The 22,871-nt window shown below is 39.3% G+C and carries 21 protein-coding genes; 19 read left to right on the forward strand and 2 right to left on the reverse strand.

Annotated elements, in window-relative coordinates; translation table 11 throughout:
• Positions 1-8 precede the first annotated feature (8 nt).
• The 8 genes from recN (at position 9) to LEP1GSC199_RS15620 (ending at position 10,377) form a co-directional block, all read left to right on the forward strand.
• Entirely contained in the window at positions 9-1,718 is a 1,710-nt protein-coding gene (recN, locus tag LEP1GSC199_RS15585; RefSeq protein WP_002987171.1) for a DNA repair protein RecN, read from the forward strand.
• A gap of 75 nt (positions 1,719-1,793) precedes the next feature.
• Positions 1,794-2,408, forward strand: a complete 615-nt coding sequence (locus LEP1GSC199_RS15590) for a MotA/TolQ/ExbB proton channel family protein (protein WP_002987042.1) — start codon at positions 1,794-1,796, stop codon at positions 2,406-2,408.
• Between the two features lie 9 nt (positions 2,409-2,417).
• Positions 2,418-2,849, forward strand: coding sequence for an ExbD/TolR family protein (locus LEP1GSC199_RS15595; protein WP_002987320.1), 432 nt, complete (start codon positions 2,418-2,420; stop codon positions 2,847-2,849).
• Between the two features lie 4 nt (positions 2,850-2,853).
• Positions 2,854-5,730: a BamA/OMP85 family outer membrane protein gene (locus LEP1GSC199_RS15600; protein WP_002987346.1), complete on the forward strand. Its 2,877-nt coding sequence runs from the start codon at positions 2,854-2,856 to the stop codon at positions 5,728-5,730.
• Entirely contained in the window at positions 5,731-7,914 is a 2,184-nt protein-coding gene (locus LEP1GSC199_RS15605; RefSeq protein ID WP_002986992.1) for an ATP-dependent helicase, read from the forward strand.
• Positions 7,915-7,932: 18 nt separating this feature from the next.
• Positions 7,933-8,361 (forward strand): LIC11625 family surface-exposed protein, encoded by a 429-nt coding sequence (locus LEP1GSC199_RS15610; protein ID WP_002987050.1) that lies wholly within the window; start codon positions 7,933-7,935, stop codon positions 8,359-8,361.
• Between the two features lie 19 nt (positions 8,362-8,380).
• The gene (locus LEP1GSC199_RS15615; protein ID WP_002987129.1) at positions 8,381-9,250 is read left to right on the forward strand and encodes a 3'(2'),5'-bisphosphate nucleotidase CysQ; all 870 of its coding nucleotides are present in this window, start codon (positions 8,381-8,383) and stop codon (positions 9,248-9,250) included.
• Positions 9,244-10,377 carry a glycosyltransferase family 4 protein gene (locus tag LEP1GSC199_RS15620; protein WP_002987047.1) on the forward strand — a complete coding sequence of 378 codons (1,134 nt, stop codon included), beginning with the start codon at positions 9,244-9,246 and terminating at the stop codon, positions 10,375-10,377. The genes LEP1GSC199_RS15615 and LEP1GSC199_RS15620 overlap by 7 nt, the downstream gene beginning before the upstream one ends.
• On the opposite strand, the gene LEP1GSC199_RS15625 is transcribed toward LEP1GSC199_RS15620, so the two are convergent.
• On the reverse strand, positions 10,366-10,761 hold the full coding sequence (locus LEP1GSC199_RS15625) for a hypothetical protein (RefSeq protein WP_002986964.1): 396 nt from the start codon (positions 10,759-10,761) through the stop codon (positions 10,366-10,368). The two genes, LEP1GSC199_RS15620 and LEP1GSC199_RS15625, sit on opposite strands and share 12 nt — an antisense overlap.
• Before the next feature lie 2 nt (positions 10,762-10,763).
• On the opposite strand from LEP1GSC199_RS15625, the gene LEP1GSC199_RS15630 reads away from it, so the two are divergent.
• The 3 genes from LEP1GSC199_RS15630 (at position 10,764) to LEP1GSC199_RS15640 (ending at position 14,111) form a co-directional block, all read left to right on the forward strand.
• Positions 10,764-11,285 (forward strand): TlpA family protein disulfide reductase, encoded by a 522-nt coding sequence (locus LEP1GSC199_RS15630; RefSeq protein WP_002987312.1) that lies wholly within the window; start codon positions 10,764-10,766, stop codon positions 11,283-11,285.
• Between the two features lie 136 nt (positions 11,286-11,421).
• Complete coding sequence (locus tag LEP1GSC199_RS15635) at positions 11,422-13,356, forward strand: AMP-dependent synthetase/ligase (protein WP_002987416.1); 1,935 nt, start codon at positions 11,422-11,424, stop codon at positions 13,354-13,356.
• An 83-nt stretch (positions 13,357-13,439) separates the two neighbouring features.
• Positions 13,440-14,111 carry an LIC11631 family protein gene (locus tag LEP1GSC199_RS15640; protein ID WP_002987136.1) on the forward strand — a complete coding sequence of 224 codons (672 nt, stop codon included), beginning with the start codon at positions 13,440-13,442 and terminating at the stop codon, positions 14,109-14,111.
• On the opposite strand, the gene LEP1GSC199_RS15645 is transcribed toward LEP1GSC199_RS15640, so the two are convergent.
• On the reverse strand, positions 14,095-14,646 hold the full coding sequence (locus tag LEP1GSC199_RS15645) for an LON peptidase substrate-binding domain-containing protein (protein WP_232420806.1): 552 nt from the start codon (positions 14,644-14,646) through the stop codon (positions 14,095-14,097). The two genes, LEP1GSC199_RS15640 and LEP1GSC199_RS15645, sit on opposite strands and share 17 nt — an antisense overlap.
• A gap of 114 nt (positions 14,647-14,760) precedes the next feature.
• Between LEP1GSC199_RS15645 and rfaE1 the strand changes: the two genes are divergently transcribed.
• The 8 genes from rfaE1 to rpoN all read left to right on the forward strand — a co-directional run bounded on the left by rfaE1 (position 14,761) and on the right by rpoN (position 22,867).
• The gene (gene rfaE1 / locus LEP1GSC199_RS15650; RefSeq protein WP_002987454.1) at positions 14,761-15,777 is read left to right on the forward strand and encodes a D-glycero-beta-D-manno-heptose-7-phosphate kinase; all 1,017 of its coding nucleotides are present in this window, start codon (positions 14,761-14,763) and stop codon (positions 15,775-15,777) included.
• On the forward strand, positions 15,774-16,262 hold the full coding sequence (rfaE2, locus tag LEP1GSC199_RS15655) for a D-glycero-beta-D-manno-heptose 1-phosphate adenylyltransferase (RefSeq protein ID WP_002987371.1): 489 nt from the start codon (positions 15,774-15,776) through the stop codon (positions 16,260-16,262). Before rfaE1 ends, rfaE2 begins: the two co-directional genes overlap by 4 nt.
• Before the next feature lie 63 nt (positions 16,263-16,325).
• A complete protein-coding gene (locus LEP1GSC199_RS15660; RefSeq protein ID WP_002987200.1) occupies positions 16,326-17,948 on the forward strand; it encodes a CTP synthase in 1,623 nt (540 codons plus the stop codon).
• Position 17,949: 1 nt separating this feature from the next.
• Positions 17,950-18,795: a 3-deoxy-8-phosphooctulonate synthase gene (gene kdsA, locus LEP1GSC199_RS15665; RefSeq protein WP_002987105.1), complete on the forward strand. Its 846-nt coding sequence runs from the start codon at positions 17,950-17,952 to the stop codon at positions 18,793-18,795.
• 7 nt (positions 18,796-18,802) lie between these two features.
• Positions 18,803-19,348 (forward strand): LPS export ABC transporter periplasmic protein LptC, encoded by a 546-nt coding sequence (gene lptC / locus LEP1GSC199_RS15670; protein WP_002986979.1) that lies wholly within the window; start codon positions 18,803-18,805, stop codon positions 19,346-19,348.
• Positions 19,345-20,682 (forward strand): LptA/OstA family protein, encoded by a 1,338-nt coding sequence (locus tag LEP1GSC199_RS15675; protein ID WP_002987452.1) that lies wholly within the window; start codon positions 19,345-19,347, stop codon positions 20,680-20,682. Before lptC ends, LEP1GSC199_RS15675 begins: the two co-directional genes overlap by 4 nt.
• 55 nt (positions 20,683-20,737) lie before the next feature.
• Positions 20,738-21,445 carry an LPS export ABC transporter ATP-binding protein gene (gene lptB, locus LEP1GSC199_RS15680; protein ID WP_039927115.1) on the forward strand — a complete coding sequence of 236 codons (708 nt, stop codon included), beginning with the start codon at positions 20,738-20,740 and terminating at the stop codon, positions 21,443-21,445.
• Complete coding sequence (gene rpoN, locus LEP1GSC199_RS15685) at positions 21,446-22,867, forward strand: RNA polymerase factor sigma-54 (RefSeq protein WP_002987060.1); 1,422 nt, start codon at positions 21,446-21,448, stop codon at positions 22,865-22,867. It abuts the gene before it with no gap.
• Positions 22,868-22,871: the final 4 nt, after the last annotated feature.

The following is a 22,871-nucleotide window of genomic DNA, read 5'->3' on the forward strand; positions in this document are numbered from 1 at the left end:
GAGTCTATATGATCACACATTTGAAAATTAAAGATTTTGCACTCTTCGAATCCCTAGAACTTTCCCTTTCGGATGGTCTCACTGTATTTACTGGTGAATCTGGTGCCGGAAAATCCTTAATTTTCGATGCATTGGCCTCTTTGTTTGGAGGGCGATGTTCAACGGCCAATATCCGGCAAGGAAAAGAGAGGTATTCTTTACAGGCAGTCCTTTCTCTTACCGGTCAAAACTTGGCCAAAGATTATTTGATGGAACAGGGCTTTCGTTATACGGGAGATGAAATTGTCATCACCAAAGAGCTTATGAAGGATGGAAAGGCTCGAGTGAAAATTGGGGAGAGTTTGGCCTCCACCACCCATTTACGGGAACTCGGAAAAACAATGGCCGAGATCCACTGCCAAAACGAACAACTCTTCCTACTCGAAAAATCCAACCAACTGGAATTTTTAGACCGTTATGGCAATTTGGAATCGCTTAAGTTCAAATTCAAATCAGCGTTACAGCAGTATAGGCATTGGAAACAGAAACTTTATGATTTTGAAGAAACCAGAAGGACCATGCTCAAACGAAAAGAAATTTTAGAATATGAAATTGAAGAAATTGAATCTATTTCTCCAAAAGAAGGAGAAGATGAAAGTTTATCTACAGAAGAATCACTTTTGGCCAACGGGGAAAAACTAGCAGAAAACTACCGTTTGGTGTTAGAGGAATTGACCGAAAAAGAAAACTCGATTCTCAAAGTGTTCCCAACTCTCATCCATGCCATTCAGAAAGTATCCATTTTAATTCCAGAAAAAAAGGAAATGTTAGAAGAATGGGAAGAAGTTTATGATAGGTTAAAATCTCTCAAGTCCGTCATTAGAGAAGAAGAAGAGGAACTTTTTTTTAGCCCTGAAAGATTGGATATGGTTCAGTCTAGACTCCAAGACATTAAAAAGCTAAAGAAAAAATACAATGTGAGTTTAACTGAGATCAATCTTTTACTGGAAGAAAAAAAATCCGAACTCGAACGTTGGAACGAACAAGCGGGGGATGAGGATTTTCTACGAATTAAAAAAGACCAATGCCTAACGGAGATGAAAGAACTCGGCTTCCAACTTTCGAAGTTACGCCGCAATGTGATCTCACAGTTTGAAGAAGATGTTCAAAAGGAGATGGCCGATTTGGGACTAGAAGGCGGAAAACTCCAAGTGGTCCTCCGTTGGGAAGAGAATCCAGAAGGGGAAGTGGAAGAAGGATCCAAATCCTATTTCCTTTCGGAATCGGGACTTGACCAAATCGAATTCTATTTTAGCGCCAATCCTGGAGAAAAACCACGTCCACTGAGAAAAGTAGCTTCTGGTGGTGAGTTGTCTCGGGTGATGCTTGCCCTTCGGAGTGTTCTTGGGAAACAAGCTCCTTCTCCGCAAATGTTAGTTTTGGATGAAGTCGATACTGGCCTTGGAGGGGAAGCAGCGGAGGCTATGGCAACAAAGCTTAAAAAACTAGCAAGAAACTCACAAATTCTCCTGATTACGCATACCCAGCAGGTAGCAGCGTCCGGAGACCACCAAATCAAGATCGAAAAACGCCAGGAAGGTGGAAGGACAGTGTCTTTTGCTTCTATTCTTGACTTTGAGGAACGGAAACGGGAGCTCGCGAGGATGATCGGAGGCAAACAACTGACTTCGGCGGTGCTAAAAGCTGCCACAGATCTACTCATGAAAAAAGCCGGGTAGTGATGTAAAAATAGTATTTGGCGAAAAAGGGAAGACTGAAAACTCTATTCGTAATCCTTCAATGGGGTCCCATTCATGTTTTTTCCTTTCGCTAAATCAGATTCAATCATTTCCTCGGTTCCTCCGCAAACCATTCCCATTCTAATCATCTTTGTATCCATCGTTGGTTTTACCATCATTGTGGAACGACTTGTTTACTACTGGAAACTAAAAGCCATTCCGCAAGACCATTTCCGTCGTGTCAGGGAATTGGCTCGTGAACAAAAATGGGATGAAGCAAAGGATGTGCTCGGTCAAGACGTTCAGTCTCCGGCAGCAGTTCTCCTTCGAATGGCATTTGATCTCAAACGCCGTGGAATTCAGTTTTGGGAAGAAGACATCCGTCAAGAAGGCTTCCGACAAATCTATTTGATGGAACGTTATTTGACTGGTCTCGGTACAATCGCTACCATCGCTCCCTTACTTGGTGTTCTCGGAACTGTCATCGGGATTGTGAGGTCTTTTGCAGAAGGTGCAGGGACACAAGGTGCCGAAGTCGGTATTTCAGAAGCATTGATTACCACAGCTATGGGTCTTGGAATCGCCATCCCTGCTTACATTTTTTATAATCTTTTTTCTCGAATGAAAGAGGAAAGAATTACGGAAATGGAAAACGTTACTGATTTGGTGTTACCACACCTAAACAAATAAACAAACTAAATGAAATTTCGCAAAACGCAAAAATCATTTAATAACATTGAGCTTGCTCCTTTAATTGATGTTATATCCTTTATAGTGATTTACTTTTTGATGAACGCAACATTGGAAAAGAATACGGCTTTGAAAGTGGAATTACCTCGTTCTTCCAGTGTTGCTAAAGAAAAACAAAAAGATGAACTTGTGATCACTGTGGACAAACAAGGGAAAATTTATTTGGACCAAAGTTCGGAACCAGTTCCGTTAGAAGGCCTTACGGAAAAAATCAATGGGTTCCTTGGTCCCGAAAAAGAAAGAGACCCTAAAAAAAACAAAGTCATTATTCGTGGAGATGGTGGTGCGTCCTACCAAGTTGTGGTTAAGGTAATCGATGCAGTCAATGCTGCGGGTGTTAGTCGATTTAACCTAGCGATGGTAAAAGGCACATCAAAGTGATTTTTTGAATATTCGAAAAAAAATAAAAATTGTAAGTCTTTTTGTTTTATCCCTCCTATTACTTGTTTCGGCGGAGTGGGTATCCCTTTGGTCGAACCGAACTGTATACCTAGATAAAGTCATTACCAAGGTTGAGTTTAAGGGAAATATCAATACTTCCTCTGACGACATTTTAGATTTAATGGACATGCGTCCTGGGATGCAGTTATCTCAAGGGCTTTTGAATGCAGATATGCGTGCATTATTTGTTTCTGGATTCTTTTATCATATTGATATCCAAGGGGAGGCCGATGGCGAGGGAGTTAAAATCCTTGTAGTTGTGAAAGAACGACCGCGAGTAAAAGATATCGATTTTATTGGTGCAGATGAAGTTTTTCCTTCTGATTTACGAGATAAAATCCCCTTAAAAGAAAATGAAGTCATCACTCCGAAGAAAGTAACTCTCTCGAAAGAAGTAATTTTAAAAAAATACAGAGATGAAGGTTTTTTTCTAGCTTATGTTCGATTTGAAACTGAACCTGTAAATCCAGATACTAACACGGTTAAGGTGAAGTTCATTATTGATGAAGGGGAAGAGATTCCGGTCAGCAAAATCAATATTTTTGGAAATAGCGAAATTGATACCTATGATATTCAAGGTATCATGGATTTAAAGGAAAGTGGAATCATTGAGTCGGGTGTGTTTAAAGAATCTGCGTTTGAGTCAGATAAACAAAAAATTTCTGCTTTTCTGAAATCCAAAGGGTATGTCGACGCAGAACTTAGTAATGAAGGAACCAATTGGGAAATCCGCTGGGAAAATCCGCAAAAGAAAGACAAACGCGTTGTTATTGTTAATTTTAAGATCAGTGAAGGTGAGCAGTATTTTTATAACGGTTATACCACAAGTCATGACATGACCATTGCTCCTAGTGGGATGCCACAATTCTTAAACAAAGAAAATAATCCAGTGGGAACTCCAAAAGAGGAATGGTCTCCTGTTTATCCTGTTAAATATTTGGAGGACCAATTTGAATTTGCACCTGCCGATGTAGGTGAAGTTTTCGATGAAACTAAATTTCAAAAAGATAGAGCTTCGATCAACGAAGCTTATTCTGCCAAAGGATATTTGTTTGCCCAGGTGATTCCTCGCCGGAAAGTGATAGAACTCAGTGATGGTTCATTATCACGTTATGAGAATTGTGACAAACGAGGCAGTGAAGATGCAGTTTCCGATTGTAATGAGGAATATAAACGTCTCAATGTTGCTAGGTTAAGAAAGGTTTACGAAGACGAACCAAAACTCAGAGGGAAAAAATTCATTCACGTAGATTTTACGATCCGTGAAAACAATTTGGCCTTTATCGAAAATATCATTATCAAAGGTAATAAAAAAACTCAAGACCGTGTGGTTCGAAGAGAGCTTCTTTTTAAGCCCGGTGATCTTTTTAACTCCACTCTTGTGAACAGGTCAAGGGAACGTATCTTTAACTTAGGTTATTTTAAAGAAGTAAACTTTAATATGCGACCTGGTTCCGATGAAACCAAGATGAACCTCATTATTGAACTTGTGGAACAACCCACGGGAACTGTATCAATGGGGGGAGGTTATGGAACCATCACTGGATTTTCCATTTTTACTCAGTTAGGTGAGAATAACCTAAATGGAACGGGCCAACAAATCACGGGTCGTGTGGAATTTGGACCTATCCGCCGTTATTTGCAAATTTCTTGGACTGAACCATGGTTTATGGACAAACCTTGGTCACTCACTCTTTCTGCTTTTTATTCTTCCAGAACTTTGTTTGTAGGTGCCACTTCTATTACCGAGAACAACAACCAAGGGATTAAGGAAGTTGCATCATACGAACGATCTGGGGTGGGGGTCAGTGCAGGACTTGGTCATAGGTTCCTCATCAACTGGACACACTTCCATCGTTATTCACCCTCATTTTTTGCATCAACTCGACCCACGTCTCTTGTATCTGACCAAGTACTTGCCGAAGTAGATCGTGGTTGGCAGTTTCGTTCTCAACTTACCAATGGTATCGCTTACGATAGTAGGGATAACGTATTCAATTCGACCCAAGGTTTTAATTTAATTTTCTCTGTAGACAATGTGGGTCAATTTCTTGGTGGAGAGTCCCATTTTGACCAATTCAGTCCTATTTTGGAGTACTATCATACTTGGTTTGATTATACATTTTTTGGACTCATTCGCAAAAACGCACTTAGGCGGTGGCGTGTGGTTCAACAATTCCGAACCTCATCTGTTTTTACATTTGAAAGAACTCCTAAGTATAAAAATCAGGATAAAGAACGAATTCCTTACATTCAAGTGCAGGACAGGTTATTTCTTGGGGGATATGAATCTCTCCGGGGCTGGTTTTTTGACGATAAATACTATCCAGATGAATGGAAAGATGGTGCTTCTAGCCGAGTTTTGTTTACTTCTGAGTTAAGATTTCCTATCGAACCTTCGTTACTTTGGTTTGTCGTTTTCTTCGACGGAGGTGCTATGTATGAACAAATCAACCGGGCAGTCGGCGAAAGAAAAGAATTCTTTAAAAACTATGATTCGTTAGTTCGAGCGCAAAGAGTGTCGGAACCTGTGGAAACCTATTTGTATGAGAATTACAATTCCTATGGTCAAAAACTTCCCGAATCACCTCTGATTGTTAATGATCCAGGCAATTTAGTGCTTTCAAGTAAAAACTTATCTATGTCAAACTTTCGATTTTCTTGGGGTTTTGGACTCCGCATCCAGATTCCAGTATTACCCCTTCGTTTGTATTTTGCACAAAGGATTCGTTATACGGGCGTAGAAGAGAGACCCTTTGGACTTTATCCAGACAATAACAGTTTTCAGTTTGTTTTTGGTATTGGGGATATGCGATTCTAAGTGGAGTTAGTTGGACTCAATGCCGAACAAAAAAGAGCTGTTGAATCAGTAGAAGGACCGCTACTCATTTTAGCAGGTGCGGGTTCAGGTAAAACTCGAGTCATTACCTACCGGATTGCAAATCTAATTTTAAACCATAAAGTTTACCCCAACCAAATTCTTGCGGTTACTTTTACCAACAAAGCAGCAGAGGAGATGCGAATTCGTTGTAGGAGTTTGTTACCGGAAGGCAATAGCGAACCTTTCGTTCGCACCTTTCACTCACTTTGTTTGTATTTGTTACGCAGAGAAGGTAAGGTTTTGGGCCTTGGGAACAATTTCACTGTTTATGACAGTGATATGCAAGAGTCGCTCATCAAAGAGATTTTAAAATCCAAAGATATGGATACAAAAGAGTTTCGCCCCTCTAGTCTTGCCAATACTTTCTCTGCTGCAAAAGATTCCTTTATGACTGCTGAGGAATACGCAAAAAAGAAAGCGGATGATTCTTATACAAAAACCATTGCCTCTGTTTTTTTAGAGTATGAAAAACGAAAAGATTTAAGGAATGCATTAGATTTTGGGGATTTGATTTTAAAAACCGTTATATTGTTTCGTGATTTCCCTGTGATTTTGGAAAAATACCAAAGGCTTTGGAAATATATCATGGTAGATGAATACCAAGATACAAATAAAATCCAATACCACCTTGTCCAATCTCTATCTTCTTTTCATAAAAACCTTTGCGTTGTTGGAGACGATGATCAGTCCATTTATTCATGGCGTGGTGCAGATATTTCGAATATTCTAAATTTCAAAAAGGATTATCCGGATGCGGTCGTTGTCAAATTGGAAGAAAACTATCGTTCGACTAAAACCATCATTGAAACTGCGGCAGCTCTCATTTCTAATAACAAACAAAGAACAAATAAAACCCTTCGGACAGAAAATCCTATGGGAGATAAAATCAAAGTCACTTCTTACCAAAACGAAATGGAGGAAGCGGAAGGGATTGTTCAAAAAATCCAAGCAGGCGTGAGAAGGGGGCAAAAATATTCCAATTTTGCCGTGTTTTATCGAACCAATTCCCAGTCTCGATACTTTGAAGAAGCTTTGCGAAAAAGAGCGATTCCCTATAAAATTTTTGGTGGGTTTCGGTTCTTTGATAGAAAAGAGGTAAAGGACTTAATTGCTTATCTTTCTGTTGTTGTAAATCCTGTGGATTCCACTTCACTACTTCGTATCATCAACTCACCACCTAGAGGAATTGGAGATACAACAGTGAGTCGATTGTTATCCTATTCCGTAAACGAAGGTTTGTCTTTGTTTGAATGTTTGGGAAAAACTGTCCCTGAAATTAAAAAGGGAACCTTGCAGAAGTTATCTTCTTTGTATCGAATGTTTGATTCGGCAATGGAAGACCTTGGGAAAAAAACTCCTTCCGAAATTGCTTATGAAGTTTTAGAACATTCTGGTTATAGGGAATTTTTAGAAAATGAAGGAACAGAAGATTCGTTCTCTAGACTTTCCAACTTAAATGAATTTGTAAATGCTCTTAAAGAATTTGAGGAAAACAATCCTGAGGCCACACTCGAAGAATATCTTGGTAATATTTCGCTTATCACCAGTGAAGACAATACCAAAGATTTGCCAGATTATGTGATCCTTATGACTGTCCACAATGCAAAGGGTCTGGAATTCCAACATGTATTTATGGCAGGAATGGAAGAAGGAACTTTCCCTCATTTTCTTTCAATTGATTCGCCAGATGGAGTAGAAGAAGAACGAAGGCTTGCTTATGTGGCGATCACCCGAGCGCGAAAGAATTTAGAAATTAGTTTTTCGAGATTTACCAGAAAATTTGGCGATGTGGATGCAAGACTTCCTTCCCAATTTTTGGAAGAACTACCTAGTGAGTTTGTAGAAGGTGAGTTTACTGAGAACCGGTATGGAGTGAGAAGGCCTGAGTTTACACCGAGGGCCGAAAGGTTTCAAAAATCGGAAGAAAAGTTCGAATCTGTGCAGGCAAAGGTCGGTGATGGAAACTTCCAAGTGGGAACAAAGATACGGCACAAGGTTTACGGAGAAGGACGTATCTTATCGATTTCCGGGTCGGGAGACAACCGTAAGGTAGAAGTTCGATTTGGTTCTCATTTGGATAAAAAATTCTTATTGGCATATACACCATTAGAGATAATTTCATGAACTAGAAGAGGAATGACAATGAAACGAGTTTGGATTTTAAGTATTTTAGTATTATTGCCGGTAAGTTTTGTTTATGCACAACAAAACTCTGGTTTGGCGGAAGAGTTTACAAAACTAGAAGACTACCTTAGAAATCCAAAACTTACCGAAGAACAGAAAAAGAAAAATTTTGAAAACAATATGGTAAGTTCTGTTCGTAGTACACTATCTAAACGCCTTTCCAATCCCAAAAAAGATTTAAAAGACCTAAAATTCCAGGACTTACAAATGGAACGTCAAGAAGGAACCAATACTTTTTTTGTAAAATATAAGAACTTCTATTTTCAATATCTGTTTCCCGTAGATCCTGAGACTTACATAACATCTCCATCTGAAGAAATTGTTTTGGAGAAACCGGACGGTTTAGACCTCGGTTCAAACGCACACAAAGAAGAAAAAAAGAATTAGTTTTCTCGATAAGGACGGAATGGAAGAAAGAGATTTCAGGGAAGTTTGGCGGTGGGTATTATCTGTTGGGGACTCAATCCTTTCCATTTATAAATCGGACTTTCAGATTCGTGACAAAGGTGGCAATGACCCAGTCACGGAAGCGGATTTGTTTGCGAGTGAGTTCCTTTTCGAAAAAATTTCTGCACGTTTTCCAAGTCATGGTTTTTTATCAGAAGAAAAAACTGATACGAACAGGCGTTTGGACAAGGAATGGGTTTGGATTTTAGATCCAATAGACGGAACACGTGAGTTTGTAAAAAAGAATGATCAGTTTGCCCTCAGTTTGGGGCTTGTTCGAAATGGTGAAGCCATTTGGGGAGTGATTTTCAATCCAGCCACGGGCGAGTTTTTTTCTAAAAATCGAAATACTTTTTTTGCAAAGTTACAACCCCCTTTTGCAACAGAGGAAAATTTTAGAACCTTAGTTGTCGAAAGCGGTTCCGTATTGCATCCGTTAGAGGAATCAAAACCTATTGCCAATAAACCAATTCTTCTTGTGTCTTTATCAGAAATGAAAGAAGGCTTATTTTCTGATTCTTTTTGGCGTGAAGATTTTGAAATTCGTTCCATGGGAAGTATCGCCTATAAACTGGGGCTTTTATCAGCCGGTTTTATCGATCTCATCGTTTCCCTAAAACCAAAGAACGAGTGGGATATTTGTGGTGGGATTGCCCTTTTGGACGAAGAAAACTTTACTTGTTTCCCTTTGAAGGATAAAGGATATCAATTCAACCAAGCACAAACCCTCTCTTTTGGTTTGGTTGCAGGAAAAAAAACAGCAGTCAATTATTTGGAATCCAAAATTGATTTTCACCAACTGTCCCTTAAGGTAAAGGAACGATGGTAAAAACAAAACGCATTGGCCTAGATGCAAGACCTTTGTCCACAAGGGTGTCTGGAGTGGGAAGGCTCATTGCCGAAACCTTAAAGGCATTCCCACATAAAGACGAGTATGATTTCTTTTTATTTTCTCATTTGCCCATCCATGAAGACCATAAGGCGGTATTAGATCTACCCAATGTAACCTTGGTTTCGGGTGGGGGTTTTTTGAAATGGAAAGGAGGTTTGTATTACAATCTCTATATTCCATTTTATTTGCTAAAAAACAGATTGGATCTTTTCTGGGGTTCCCAACAAGTATTACCTCCTTTTTTACCACGGGCCTTGCGTGCAGTCCTTACTTATTGCGATTTGGTTTTATACTTATATCCTGAGACCATGCGTTGGATTGCCAAAGTCCAACAGAGACTTTTTCAAAGTTATTCTGTTAGGCGATCAAGTTTTATTCTTTCGATCTCTAAACAAACGAGTGATGATATGTGTCGTAAGTTTGGATACCCCGCAGACCAAACCGGTGTGTCATACCCTGGTGTGAATCCTCTGGAGATGACAAAACTTTTGGAAACAAAACTCTCCAACCGAGTGAAGGATTTAGGAACAGATTTTCTCTTATCTGTTTCCACGATTGAACCAAGAAAGAACTATCCTTTTTTACTGAATGCTTATCGTGAATACCGGAAAAAAGATCCGCACCACTACCGTCCTTGGGTGATTGTTGGAAAAATTGGTTGGGAGTCGCCTGAGTTTATCGAAGAATTATTACAAGAACGTGCTTTGTACAACGACATTTATATTTTAGATTCAGTTTCCGATTCCGAACTACAACATCTCTACAAAAGAGCAGGTTTATTTGCTTTTGCGAGTAAATATGAAGGGTTTGGAATTCCGATGGTCGAGGCTATTTTTCACGGATTAAATTGTGTTGTTTCTGACATTCCTACCTTCCATGAAATTGGAAAAGAAGGTGTTACTTATCTTCCTTACCAAACCAAAGAAGATGCAAAACTTTGGGCAGAAACCATTAAAAATTTCTTTGAACATCCAACACCACCGGCGGTATCGATTCAGGTATTTACTTGGGAAAATGCAGCAAAGATTACCGAAGAGGTCTTTCGTAAAGTTTTAGAGGAATGAGAATAGTCCCTTCTTTTTTGCGACAACCCCGGAATACAGGATTTTAGATTTATCTGATTTCGGAAGTACATGCAGATGAAACCTATCTTTTGTCATAGCTTGGATTTCACATTCCCAATCTGCATCTTTTGCTATGAGTTTGATTCTGTCGCAAAGGACATCTGATTCGAGTAACCAAATCAGAGAAAATTCTGACTTACCCCGTTTGAAATAAGATTTGATTTCCTTGGGGTTTGCTTTCCAGGTAACGGTTGTTTCATCACCTGTTTCATAAGGTTGTATTGTGGACGGAATCATAGAAATTCCTTTTCCACTCCAGTTTCCCTTTACGTAATCATTCCATTCGTCAAAATTGGAAAAGTAATTATAAATCAGTGAATTCAAATATGATGACCCAGGCTTTTTTCAACCTTAGATCCAGCTTTTATCTTATCTTTATCCTTTCTCTCCTTTTTTGTAAACCAGAAGGAACAACCAGTGATTTTTATCCCGAACCTCTACCGACCCTCGGAGGAGGAAAAGAACAATTGGACTCTTTTAAAGGTAAAGTGGTTGTATTGGATTTTTGGGCGACTTGGTGCGAACCTTGTGCAAAGGCAGTTCCGACCATCAACAAGTGGAAGGATTCTGTTTCGGATAAAGATTTTGTGTTTCTCGGAATCAATACAGATACCACGGAATCTTTAGAGAAAATCAAAAAAGATAGGGAACGATTGAAAATGAATTACCCCACCTTACTGGATAAAGACTGGAAAATGACAGATTTTTATCATGTAGAGGGAATTCCATGCCTGCTGGTCTTTGACAGGTCAGGTAAAATCGTGTATAGGCAGTATGGACTTGTTGAATCGGACCTCTCTGGCCTTGTCATTCGCTCCCATGTATGGGCCGCGTCGGAACTGCCATAATTGTGCAATGCGAAACAACATTTTGATTTTCTATTGAATTCGATGACAAGATTGAAAATGTCTTGACTCATGTTCGTTAAAAAAGTCCCTTTAAAGATACCTTTTTACGTTTTCTTTTGAGAAAGGAGTCAGAATAATGCCAGCCAATTTGCCCGAACTCTTCCAGCAGAGTGCTGAAAAATTTGGGAACCGCCCCGCGTTCGTTAGTAAAGACGAATCTAAGTCCTATAAACCCGTCACTTTTAAAGAAGTATATGATCTTGGTATCAACTTAGCAGAAGCTCTCATTGATTTGGGTGTTTCTGCGAAAGAGAATGTTGCCTTGCTTGCCGATAACCGATTGGAATGGATTGTTTCCGATTATGGAATTCTTATGGCCGGTGCAGCAGATGTTCCGAGAGGAACTGATATTACCGATTCAGAAATCGCTTATATTCTAAACCATTGTGAAGCAAAAGTTGTGTTTCTTGAGAATGATAAAATGCTCGAGAAATTTCAAAAGAATCGCTCCCAATTGGAATTTGCAAAGACCCTTATCGTTATGGATAAAAAATCCACAGCAACTGGTGTTCTAAAACTATACGATCTGATTGAAAAAGGAAAGGAACTTCGCGCAAAGGGTTCTAAAAAAGCAGAAGAGCGAATGAAAGCCATTGCTCCTGATGACCTATTTACGATCATTTATACTTCTGGAACGACTGGGATGCCAAAAGGTGTGATGTTGAAACACAGCAACATGATCCACCAAACTTCTGTCATTCTCGGTAATATGATCGAAATCAAAGAAGATGAAAGGATGTTGTCCATCCTTCCTGTTTGGCACGTATTCGAAAGAGTATTTGAATACTTAGCGATTGCTGCCGGTTGTGCTACATACTACACCAATGTCCGAGACCTTCGTGATGACATGAAAAAGTCAAAACCTACGTTTATGGCCTCGGCTCCAAGACTTTGGGAAAGTATTTATAACGGAATTTATACAAGAATCAATGATCCAAAACAAACTCCGGCGATCCGTCGTGGTCTGTTCAATTTGGCTTATTTTTTCTCTAAACATTTCAATGCTGCCACAAGGTTTTTAAAAGGAAACCAAGTCGACTATGTAGGAAGAAACCCAATCGTTTCTCTCTTCAAAGGGTTTTACTATTTGGTTTTAGCCATTGTTTTAGCAGTTCCTTACTTCCTACTTGATTTGGTGGTGCTTTCTAAAATTAGAGAAGCTACTGGTGGGGAGCTCAAAGCTTCTGTTTCCGGTGGTGGTGCTTTACAAAGACACGTAGATGCATTCTTCAATGATATTGGAATCAACGTACTAGAAGGTTATGGGATGACGGAAACTTCTCCGGTTATTTCTGTAAGAACTTTTAAAAAGTTAGTCCAAGGATCTGTGGGTCTCATTACTCCAGAAACATCCGTACAAATTCGGGATGATTTGGGAAAGGTTCTCACTCATGTGGATGCCAATCAAAAGTTAATCTCTGGTAAATACGGTGCTCGTGGTGTGATTCACATTCGTGGACCACAAGTGATGAAAGGATATTACAAAAATCCAGAAACCACTGCGAAGGTTCTAAAAGACGGTTGGATGGATACGGGAGATATTGGAATGTTCAATTTCAAAAAGACCCTAACCATTACTGGCCGTGCTAAAGACACTGTGGTTCTTCTCGGTGGAGAAAACGTCGAACCGGTTCCGATTGAGGACAAACTCACCGAATCTCCTTTCATTGCACAGTGTATGGTCATTGGACAAGACCAAAAGAACTTGGGAGCCCTTGTGGTCCCTGATTTTGACAAGTTGACCGAGTGGGCAAAAGAAAATGGAATTTCTGAGACGGACAAACAGAAACTCATCGACCACCCTAAGGTTCTTGATTTCTACAAAAAGGAAATCAAAGCCCTAAACAATACCAAAACTGGATTTAAGTCTTTTGAACAAGTAACTCCGTTTATCCTCATTACCAAACCGTTTGAAGTGGGTGATGAATTGACAAACCTGTTCAAAATGAAACGCCACTTGATTACAGAAAAATACAAAGATAAAATCACAACTTTGTATGCTGCTGATTAAGAGAGTTTAATTTTCTTTACCGCCCGTGCACTTGCGGGCGGTTTTTACTCTTCTGTTTTTCTCCTCCAGTCGATACTCTTATTGTGAATCGATCGGACGGATCTTTAGTTTCCTCATCTACAGGCGTTTTTTACCCCTACCAACACCAGGACTTTTATGCGATGGATTCCTTGTTTTTATCTCACTTGAAACAGGAAGAAGTCTGGGACTTCCAATCAGTTTCGCAGGTGCATTTAGGTTTCCTTGGTTTTTTGACCTTACGTGGTTTTTTACGGGAATCTTTATCCTTACCTAAACTCCAAGTACAAGGTTTATCCAAACATTGGAAGACCTACCTCGCAAAAGTGAATTTTTTAGGCAAAGGAGTTCCTTGGGAATCCAAGGATTTTATTCCTAACCTGGTTTCTGATGTGACCTTACCTTTGACGGAGTTTGGTGGTAAAGGCCACTGGGCAACCGAGTTCCATTGGGAAAAACAAGATAAAGAATCTACTTCTGTTTTTTTTGCTGCCACCGACAAACAAAGTGATGGTGATGTTGCCATCAGTGATCTGATGAAGGATTTTTTACATTATTCTCAAACCAATCATTATTTGGAAAGGGCCTATATCAGGAAAGAAAATTCCAGTTATCTATATTTGAATTCTAAAGAAGCCAATCCGCGTGTTTTCTTTCGCGAAAATCCAACAGACTTACCAGAATTTTTGTTTTTGGTGGCTGAGTTAAAAACAAAACCATCTACTCACTCAAATTAAGACCGAGGAGAACCGTTTTTAAAAGGTCTGCTTTGGTTTCTAAATGAGTGGTTTCTAAAATGGTTTGTTTTGTTTTAAAATCGAAGTAGATGAGAGATGCAATAAAATCAACTGGATAGGGATGAACCAAAATTTGATTCATTTTTAGGATCAGGTCCTCTTCGGCCCCTTCCGCAAGTAAGATTCGTTTGGTGAGAACAAGTAACTCTTCAATTTTTTCTTTTAAACTATCCGATACATTTTTATTTCTTTCGTGTTCCCGGCGAACCATTTGGGCAATGTAAAAGGGATCCGTAGAATCTAAACTGATGATCTCGGCTGTACCAATTCCTTCTAAAATGATATTGGACCTTCCATCGGGAAGAGATTCTTTTTGGATGATATGCCCATAACCCACAACTTCTGGGATGGGGGGAAAGCCAGAACCAATCCAATTTTTAGGATAGGGTGCCATTCCTAGTTCTCCTCCGTTTTCTATACAAAAATCGAGCATCATCCGATACCTTGGTTCGAATATATGAAGTGGCAAAAACATTCCCGGGAACAGAAATACATCTGGGAGGGGAAAGAGAGGTAAGGGGAAGGTTGACACAGAGAAAGGTTTTAGATTCTCTGTTTAGTTGTAAACCAATTCAAGGATCTGGCTTTGTTGAAAATAAAGAAAACTTCACTTCGTAAATCTTTTGAAGATTTAGGCAAAATCAAAGTGCTTGTGATCGGAGATTTGATTTTAGACGAGTATTTAATTGGCTCAGTGGAAAGGATTTCCCCGGAAGCACCAGTTCCTGTGGTTTGGGTTCGAAACGAAAAACAATCTTTAGGTGGATCGGGCAATGTAGTTCAGAACTTATCTTCCATTGGTGTTTCTGGTGTGGTTTTTGGTCGGATTGGTTTAGACAAAGCCGGTGATTCTCTGGAAGGGCATTTACTCGCAAATTCAGTAACTTCCAAAGATTTAGTTTTATTAAAATCCAAATCTTTACCAACCATTCTAAAAACTAGAATCATTGCCTCACACCAACAGATTTGTCGGGTGGACCGAGAAGAAGTGGTCCCACTCACGATAGAAGAGGAAAAAAACATTCTCCTTCAATTTGAAACTAAATTAAAAGAATGTGCGGCAGTCATTCTTTCCGATTACGACAAAGGGTATTTAACACCTTCACTCATCCAATCGGTCATTGCCCTTTGTAACAGGGAAAATAAAATTGTGACAGTGGATCCGCAAGTAAGCCATTTTTTCTTATATAAAAATATCCATATTATGACTCCAAACCACCACGAAGCAGGAAAAGCTCTGGGACGAAAACTCACGAGTGATCTTGAAATTGAAACCGCTTGTCGGGAAATCTCGGAAAAACTCACACCCGATGCGATGATGATCACTAGGGGCGAAAAAGGAATGTCCATTTACGAAAGGAAAACAAATTCCTTTTATCATATTCCTACAGTTGCCAAAGAAGTATTTGATGTTACGGGGGCGGGAGACACAGTCATTACTACCTACACTGCCTTTATTGCAACGGGAATGCCGATTGCGGATGCGGCTCTCATTTCCAATGTCAGTGCTGGTATCGTTGTTGGTAAGTTAGGTGCCGCAACAGTCACTCAAAAGGAAATAGAAGAAGGGCTCAAGACCTTAGGTTACTTGGAAGTGGAATCATGAGTTTTTATTCGAATCTTCATTCTAAAATCATCTCTTTTGACCAGATTGAATCCAAAAGGAAAGATTTAGAAGGCAAACGCATTGTTTTTACCAATGGTTGTTTTGATATTTTACATCCGGGACATGTGACCTACCTGGCCCAAGCAAGGGATTTAGGGGATTTGTTATGGATTGGTGTCAACTCGGATGCAAGTGTTAGGCGACTGAAAGGGGAATCCAGACCCATCAATTCTTGTGAAGACAGGATGTTAGTGCTTGCTGGTCTTGGCTCCGTGGATTTTGTTTCCTCTTTTATAGAAGATACCCCTCTTGAAATCATTAAAAAAGTAAAACCATCCGTCCATTCGAAAGGTGGAGACTACCAAGTCGAAACCCTGCCGGAATACCAGATTTTAAAAGAGATGGGTGCGGATATTCAAATTTTACCTTTCGTTCTCGGAAAATCCACTACGAAGATTTTAGAAAAAGCCAAATCTCCTTCCTAAACGTATTGATTTTGGACCCAAATCCCGCCAGTCTGTAAAAAACATTCTTTTTTGAGGTCCATTTTGTCCAAGACCAGATATATTTTTATTACCGGTGGCGTTTCCTCTTCCTTAGGAAAAGGGGTCACCGTTGCAGCTCTCGGCTGTTTGTTAGAAGCCAGAGGTTATAGTGTCTCTTTACAAAAAATGGATCCTTACATTAACATTGACCCAGGTACAATGAGTCCGTACCAACATGGGGAAGTGTATGTTACGGAAGACGGAGCAGAGACCGATCTTGATTTAGGATACTACGAACGATTTACCAAATCAAAATTTTCTAGAAAGAATTCGGTATCCACCGGTCAAATTTACCATGCTGTCATTGAAAGAGAAAGAAAAGGTGATTATTTAGGAAGAACCGTACAGGTTGTACCACATATCACTAATGAAATTCGTAGCCGAATATATAACCTAACACGCGACCAAGAAACAGACTTTGTCATTGTTGAAATTGGTGGAACTGTCGGTGACATTGAATCAGTTCCCTTCCTCGAAGCTATCCGCCAAATGCGATACGAACATGGGGCAAGTCAAGTTTTGTTTTTGCATCTAACTCTTGTCCCTACGATCACCGCCGCTGGGGAAGCTAAAACGAAACCCACACAACATTCTGTAAAAGAACTTTTGGCACTTGGAATCCAACCTGATATCTTAATTTGCAGAATCAATAAACCTATGTCCAAAGAGATGAAAAATAAAATTTCCCTCTTTTGTAACGTAAAAGAACAAAATGTAATTTCCGCCGTTGATATTACCACTTCCATCTATGAAATTCCTTTGATGTATCGGGAAGACAAATTAGATGAAGTGGTCCTTAATGCATTAGGAATGGACCTTCGCAAACTTAATTTTTCCCAGTGGGAGAATATGGTCAAAAAAATTCGTAATACGAAAAAGACCGTAAAAGTAGCGTTAATCGGAAAATATATTTCTCTTCAAGATGCCTATCGTTCTGTGTATGAGTCTTTGGCTCATGGTGGGATTGCCAACGATGTAGAAGTAAATGTAATCAAAATCAATCCAGAAGATATTGATGCTAAAAATGTAAAAGAACACCTAAAAGGTGTTCATGGAATTTTGGTTCCTGGTGGATTTGGAGAACGTGGGATCGAAGGAAAAATTGCAGCAATCCAATATGCAAGAACCAAACAAATTCCGTTCTTTGGAATTTGTCTTGGAATGCAGTGTGCTGTGATTGAATTTGCAAGGAATGTTCTGGGATTCAAGGATGCAAATTCCACTGAATTTAAACCGAATGTAAATTTCCCAGTGATTTCCATGATCGAAGAACAAAAGGAAATTGAACGTATGGGTGGTACGATGCGACTAGGTGCCTATCCTTGTGTGGTCAAAAAGGGAAGCCTCGCCTATACAGAATACAAAGCGGAAAGGATATCCGAAAGACATAGACATAGGTTTGAATTTACTTTGCGTTACAAAGATGATTTTGAAAAAAAGGGAATGAACCTTACTGGTTTTTCACCTGATGGAAGTTTGGCGGAGATAGTAGAAGTTCCTAACCATCCTTGGTTTGTCGGTGTTCAGTTCCACCCTGAATTTCAATCCAAACCCACAGACCCGCACCCACTTTTTGCAGGTTTTATCAGAGCCGCATCCAAACTAGCTAAAAAAACGGAGGATTAAGATGTACGATTTAATTGAAGAAAGAGAATTTTTCGGTAAAAAAATCGGGGGTCGTAATCCCTTTTTTCTAATTTCCGGACCTTGTGTGATGGAAAATAAAGACCTACTCGACAGAGTGTGTGGTGAGATGAAAGCCATCTGTGATGATTTGGGGATTGTATATATTTTTAAGTCTTCCTTTGATAAAGCAAACCGTTCCTCCATTAATTCCTATCGGGGACCTGGTTTGGAAGAAGGTAGGAAACTTCTCGATTTTATCAAAAATAAATACAATGTTCCCGTGCTTACTGACATCCATGAAACGATCCAAGTTGATCCATTGAAGGATACCGTAGACATCTTTCAAATCCCTGCGTTCTTAAGTCGCCAAACGGACCTAATTGCGAAAGCTGCAGAAACGGGAAAATGGGTGAATGTAAAAAAAGGCCAGTTCATGGCCCCGGATGACACCCGTCATATCAAAACAAAAATCCAAGAGTCGGGATCGGAAAAATATATGGTAACGGAAAGAGGTGCCAGTTTCGGATATGGAAATCTTGTATTTGACCTTCGTGGAATTCCTATGATGCATAAACATGGAATCCCCATTGTTTTTGATGGAACTCACTCGGCTCAACTTCCGGGAGCTGCGGGAAACATCACTGGTGGAGTTCGTGAATTCATTCCACATATGGTTCGTGGGGCCGTTTCTGTTGGTGTGGAAGGACTCTTTATGGAAGTGCATCCCGATCCAGAAAGGGCACTCTCTGATGCTACCACACAATTTCCACTAGCGAAAGCCAAAGGTCTGTTAACGCAGCTATTGGAATTAGATCGTTTGGTAAAAACGAAATTTTTAGAGGATTAAGATACCCATGATACGAAGGATATTCGTTCTTTTCTTTCTTTTGGCAATAGTCAATTGTAAAGATAAGGAATACCTTCGTATTGAAGTAGAAAAAGAATCGGGTTCTATGATCTCGATGAGAAATTTTTCTCGTTCGTCTTATAAAGAATCTGGGGAATTGGAGTGGAAATTGAAAGGTGCAGAATCTTATATATTTCCCAAAGATAACAAAACTATCGTTTATGGTTTTGAATTCAAACAAATGGAAAAGGGAAATGTGACTTCTGCGATGACAGGAGAACGAGGGGAAATCAATCACTCCACAAAAACAGTAGTTCTGAATGGGAAGGTCCGATTAAAGACCAATGATGGTAAATACATCGAGTCGGAATCCTTAACTTATAATCTAGATGAAAAAACCTTATCTTCCGAAGAAGATGTTCTTGTATATTCTGATGGAACCACCATTCGCGGAAAAGGACTTCGTGCTGATAGAAATTTGAATAAATTTACCATCATCCAACCAAAAGCTGTGACTGTGGGGGGAAGTAACCCCCTGAAGGATAAACCATGAAGAAACAAATTATACTTTTTGTTTTTTCATTTTCTTCCCTAATTGCAAATCCTTCACCTATACCTTTGTTATATGGTTCGGAAGACCTTTTGAAGAAAGAAAGTTCAATTTTTTCTCCAGAGAAAAAAAAAGAGAACAAGGATAAAATTCCAGTAATGTGGGGAGGAAGTAGTCTTACCCAAGAGGAACGAACCATCAATGGAATCCCCATGAAGGTATTTATTTTGGGTGGTGGTGCCTATATTATGCATAAAACCATCAAACTCAGTGCCAGAGAAATTGAAATCATTGGTGAAGATGCACTTGTTGGGAACTTAAAAGGTCAGGTTGTTGTGGAAGACTTTCAAAATGGGGTTACCTTAACTGCTGCCAAAGGAATTTATAATAAAATGGCTGGAACTGTCAGTTTAGAAAACAATCCCGTTCTTATACAAAAGAAGGATGGTAAGATTGTTAAAATTCAGTGCCAATCCATCATTCGGTATTTAGAGGAAGCCAAAACTAGCTTAGCAGGTAAAGTTGTCGTAACCTCTGACGAGTTTCAGGTGTTTGGTGAGGATGCCGTGTTTTCAGAAAAGGATGACCGGATCGATCTTGCAGGCGAACCTTTTTTGTTTTCAGAAAACCGCTTTTTGATTGGTAAAACACTAACCTACTTTGTAAAAGAAGGAAGTATCCAACTAGAGGGCGATGCAACAATTTACCAAGTTTCTTACGAAAACAAAAAAGACAAAGAGAAAGATACCACGACCAAAGAACGAGTGCTGACTTTGTTTACGGGAAAAACATTAACCCACCAAAACAAAGGCAAAGATACGATTACCTCAATGAATGGGGATGCCTTTATGTATAGAAAAACCTCTGAGTTCAAGGCTAATCTACTAGAAAGTCGCCGTAATAATAAAGACATTAAAGCAACAGGTAACGTAAGTTATTTGGATCGTGAAAATGCCTATCGAATGGAAGGTGGGTCTTTATCTTATGATAAAGATAAAGGATATTCCTATCTAACGGAAAATCCTCGGATCGTTTTTTTAGACAAAAAGGAACTGAGTGAACGTGGGCAACTGACAGCAGTATTTTTGGAAAGATTTGATGAACGTTTTGAAACCGTGGCTCGGGGGGATGTCCAAGTGGAAACCCAAACGGCTACGGCCACGGGCGAGTTTGCAACTTATTATGAAAAAAGAGATGAATTGGTTTTAGAAGGGAATCCGACTCTTGTAAAAGATAACACCAAAGTTTCAGCAGGAAAGATCATTCTCTTTCCAAAATCGGACAGAGCCTACTTAACTGATGGGCTTAAGGTAATACCGAATGGCGAAAAAAAATAAAACAGAAACTCAAACTGTCAAACGGGATATAGATCCGAATGTAAAAACATTTCGGATGGAGAATCTTGTTAAAATCTATAACAAACGTAAGGTTGTAGATGGTGTTAGTTTTTATATTCAAAAAGGCGAAATTGTAGGCCTTCTTGGTCCCAATGGTGCCGGAAAAACGACCAGTTTTTATATGAGTGTTGGGTTTGTGACCCCTGACGAGGGTCATGTGTTCATTGATAATGAAGACCTTACCAAAGCACCCATGCACATTCGTGCAAGGATGGGGGTCGGGTATTTAGCCCAAGAAGCAAGTATTTTTCGTAAATTAACTGTTGCTGAAAACTTGGAAGCCATTTTAGAAACCATGAATCTTCCTGGAGACGAAATCATTCGCCGTCGGGATGAACTTCTTATGGAATTACAAATCATGCGTGTTGCCAACCAAAAAGGTTACACACTTTCTGGTGGAGAAAGAAGGCGATGCGAAATAGCAAGGGCTCTTGTCACTAATCCAGACTTCATCCTGTTAGATGAGCCTTTTGCAGGAGTGGATCCGATTGCAGTTAAAGATATTCAAAATGTAATCCAATCTTTAAAGGAAAGAGGGCTTGGAATTTTGATTACGGATCACAACGTAAGAGAGACTTTGAAAATTACCGATAGGGCTTATATCATGTATAGCGGACGGATTCTCATTTCTGGAACCGCAGATGATTTGATTAACGATCCAGAAACCAGACGAATTTATCTCGGAGAGGATTTTAAGTTATAAATGAAACTCGGGGCTTCACTTTCACAACGCCAAACGCAAAAATTAGTGATGACCCAGGACTTACGTCAGTCCATTGAACTTTTGTCTTTATCTACTTTAGAACTTTCTGATAAAATCCAAAACGAACTGTTGGAAAATCCACTTTTAGATGAAGTGGGTGTAGATGAAAAAACCAAGATGCCGGAACTTTTCTCTATCGATGAAGTAAAACGATTAGAGAAACTAAATCATGAAAAAAGTACAGATGTCAATTGGCAGGATTCCTATTCATTAGAAGGTCCCAGGTCTTATGATACAGAAGCGAGTGACAGAAACCAAAAATATATCGAGTCATCCACTCGTGGAGAAACTTTAGAAGAACATTTGTTAAACCAATTACGAATGATCAAACTTACTAAGTTGGAGTTTGAAATTGGTGAAGTTCTCATCAGTATGATCGATGATAAAGGATTTATCACTGATGATTTAGGCATTGTTTCCAAGGAAATGGGATATCCAGAGGCAAAAGTTAGACGAGTTTTACAAGTGGTGAATGAACTAGATCCTATCGGTATTGGCGCCAAGGATATGCAAGAAACCCTTCTCATCCAAGGGAAAATCCTTTTTCCTGATAATACTCTTCTGCACCAATTGATTGGCGAATTTTTATCAGACTTAGAAAAAGTAGATTATAAAAAAATTGCCAAAAACCTCAAAATCACGGAAGAAGAAATCTTAACACTCGCACGTTTGATAAAAAAATTAGAACCTTATCCTGCCACTACCTACCAAGGAAGGAAGGTGGATTATGTGGTAGCAGATGTTGTTGTTAAGGAAGTGGGCAGTGAGTTTAATATTTTTATCAATGATGAATGGTTACCAAAACTATCCATCCAAGAAGAATACAGAGAACTATTAAACCATAAACTCCCTCCCAAAGAGAAAGAATATTTTCAAACTAAATATAGTTCAGCACAATGGCTCATTCGTTCCATTCAACAACGAAGGCAAACCTTACAACGAGTCGTAAGTTGTATCATTGATTTTCAGGTTGATTTTTTTCGGGGAGGGATTGGATTTATCAAACCTTTAACATTAAAGGAAGTTGCTGAAAAACTAAACCTTCATGAATCTACAATTTCTCGTATAACAACAAATAAATACATTCAAACTACCTGGGGAATTTTTGAACTTAAATGGTTTTTTTCTTCTGGAGTTAAGTCCACAGAAGGAGGAAAGGAAAGTTCAAAAAAAATTCATGAAATCATTCGTAATTTGGTGAAAGAGGAAAATGAGAATAATCCTCTGTCAGACCAAGACATCGTTGAACTTATGGAGAAAAAAGGAATTGAAATTGCCCGTCGGACAGTCGCAAAGTATAGAAAGGTCTTAAGAATCCTTCCTTCTAACGAAAGGAAACGGATCAGTTCTCTAAAGGGGTAAACCA

The sequence above is a fragment of the Leptospira vanthielii serovar Holland str. Waz Holland = ATCC 700522 genome (assembly GCF_000332455.1).
GTDB classification, from domain to species: Bacteria; Spirochaetota; Leptospiria; order Leptospirales; family Leptospiraceae; genus Leptospira_A; species Leptospira_A vanthielii.

Coding starts and splice junctions, on each gene's coding strand:
- recN (WP_002987171.1), top strand. CDS start 9: ATGATCACACATTTGAAAATTAAAGATTTTGCACTCTTCGAATCCCTA.
- LEP1GSC199_RS15590 (WP_002987042.1), top strand. CDS start 1,794: ATGTTTTTTCCTTTCGCTAAATCAGATTCAATCATTTCCTCGGTTCCT.
- LEP1GSC199_RS15595 (WP_002987320.1), top strand. CDS start 2,418: ATGAAATTTCGCAAAACGCAAAAATCATTTAATAACATTGAGCTTGCT.
- LEP1GSC199_RS15610 (WP_002987050.1), top strand. CDS start 7,933: ATGAAACGAGTTTGGATTTTAAGTATTTTAGTATTATTGCCGGTAAGT.
- LEP1GSC199_RS15615 (WP_002987129.1), top strand. CDS start 8,381: ATGGAAGAAAGAGATTTCAGGGAAGTTTGGCGGTGGGTATTATCTGTT.
- LEP1GSC199_RS15620 (WP_002987047.1), top strand. CDS start 9,244: ATGGTAAAAACAAAACGCATTGGCCTAGATGCAAGACCTTTGTCCACA.
- LEP1GSC199_RS15630 (WP_002987312.1), top strand. CDS start 10,764: ATGATGACCCAGGCTTTTTTCAACCTTAGATCCAGCTTTTATCTTATC.
- LEP1GSC199_RS15635 (WP_002987416.1), top strand. CDS start 11,422: ATGCCAGCCAATTTGCCCGAACTCTTCCAGCAGAGTGCTGAAAAATTT.
- LEP1GSC199_RS15645 (WP_232420806.1), bottom strand. CDS start 14,646: ATGTTTTTGCCACTTCATATATTCGAACCAAGGTATCGGATGATGCTC.
- rfaE2 (WP_002987371.1), top strand. CDS start 15,774: ATGAGTTTTTATTCGAATCTTCATTCTAAAATCATCTCTTTTGACCAG.
- kdsA (WP_002987105.1), top strand. CDS start 17,950: ATGTACGATTTAATTGAAGAAAGAGAATTTTTCGGTAAAAAAATCGGG.
- lptC (WP_002986979.1), top strand. CDS start 18,803: ATGATACGAAGGATATTCGTTCTTTTCTTTCTTTTGGCAATAGTCAAT.
- LEP1GSC199_RS15675 (WP_002987452.1), top strand. CDS start 19,345: ATGAAGAAACAAATTATACTTTTTGTTTTTTCATTTTCTTCCCTAATT.
- lptB (WP_039927115.1), top strand. CDS start 20,738: ATGGAGAATCTTGTTAAAATCTATAACAAACGTAAGGTTGTAGATGGT.
- rpoN (WP_002987060.1), top strand. CDS start 21,446: ATGAAACTCGGGGCTTCACTTTCACAACGCCAAACGCAAAAATTAGTG.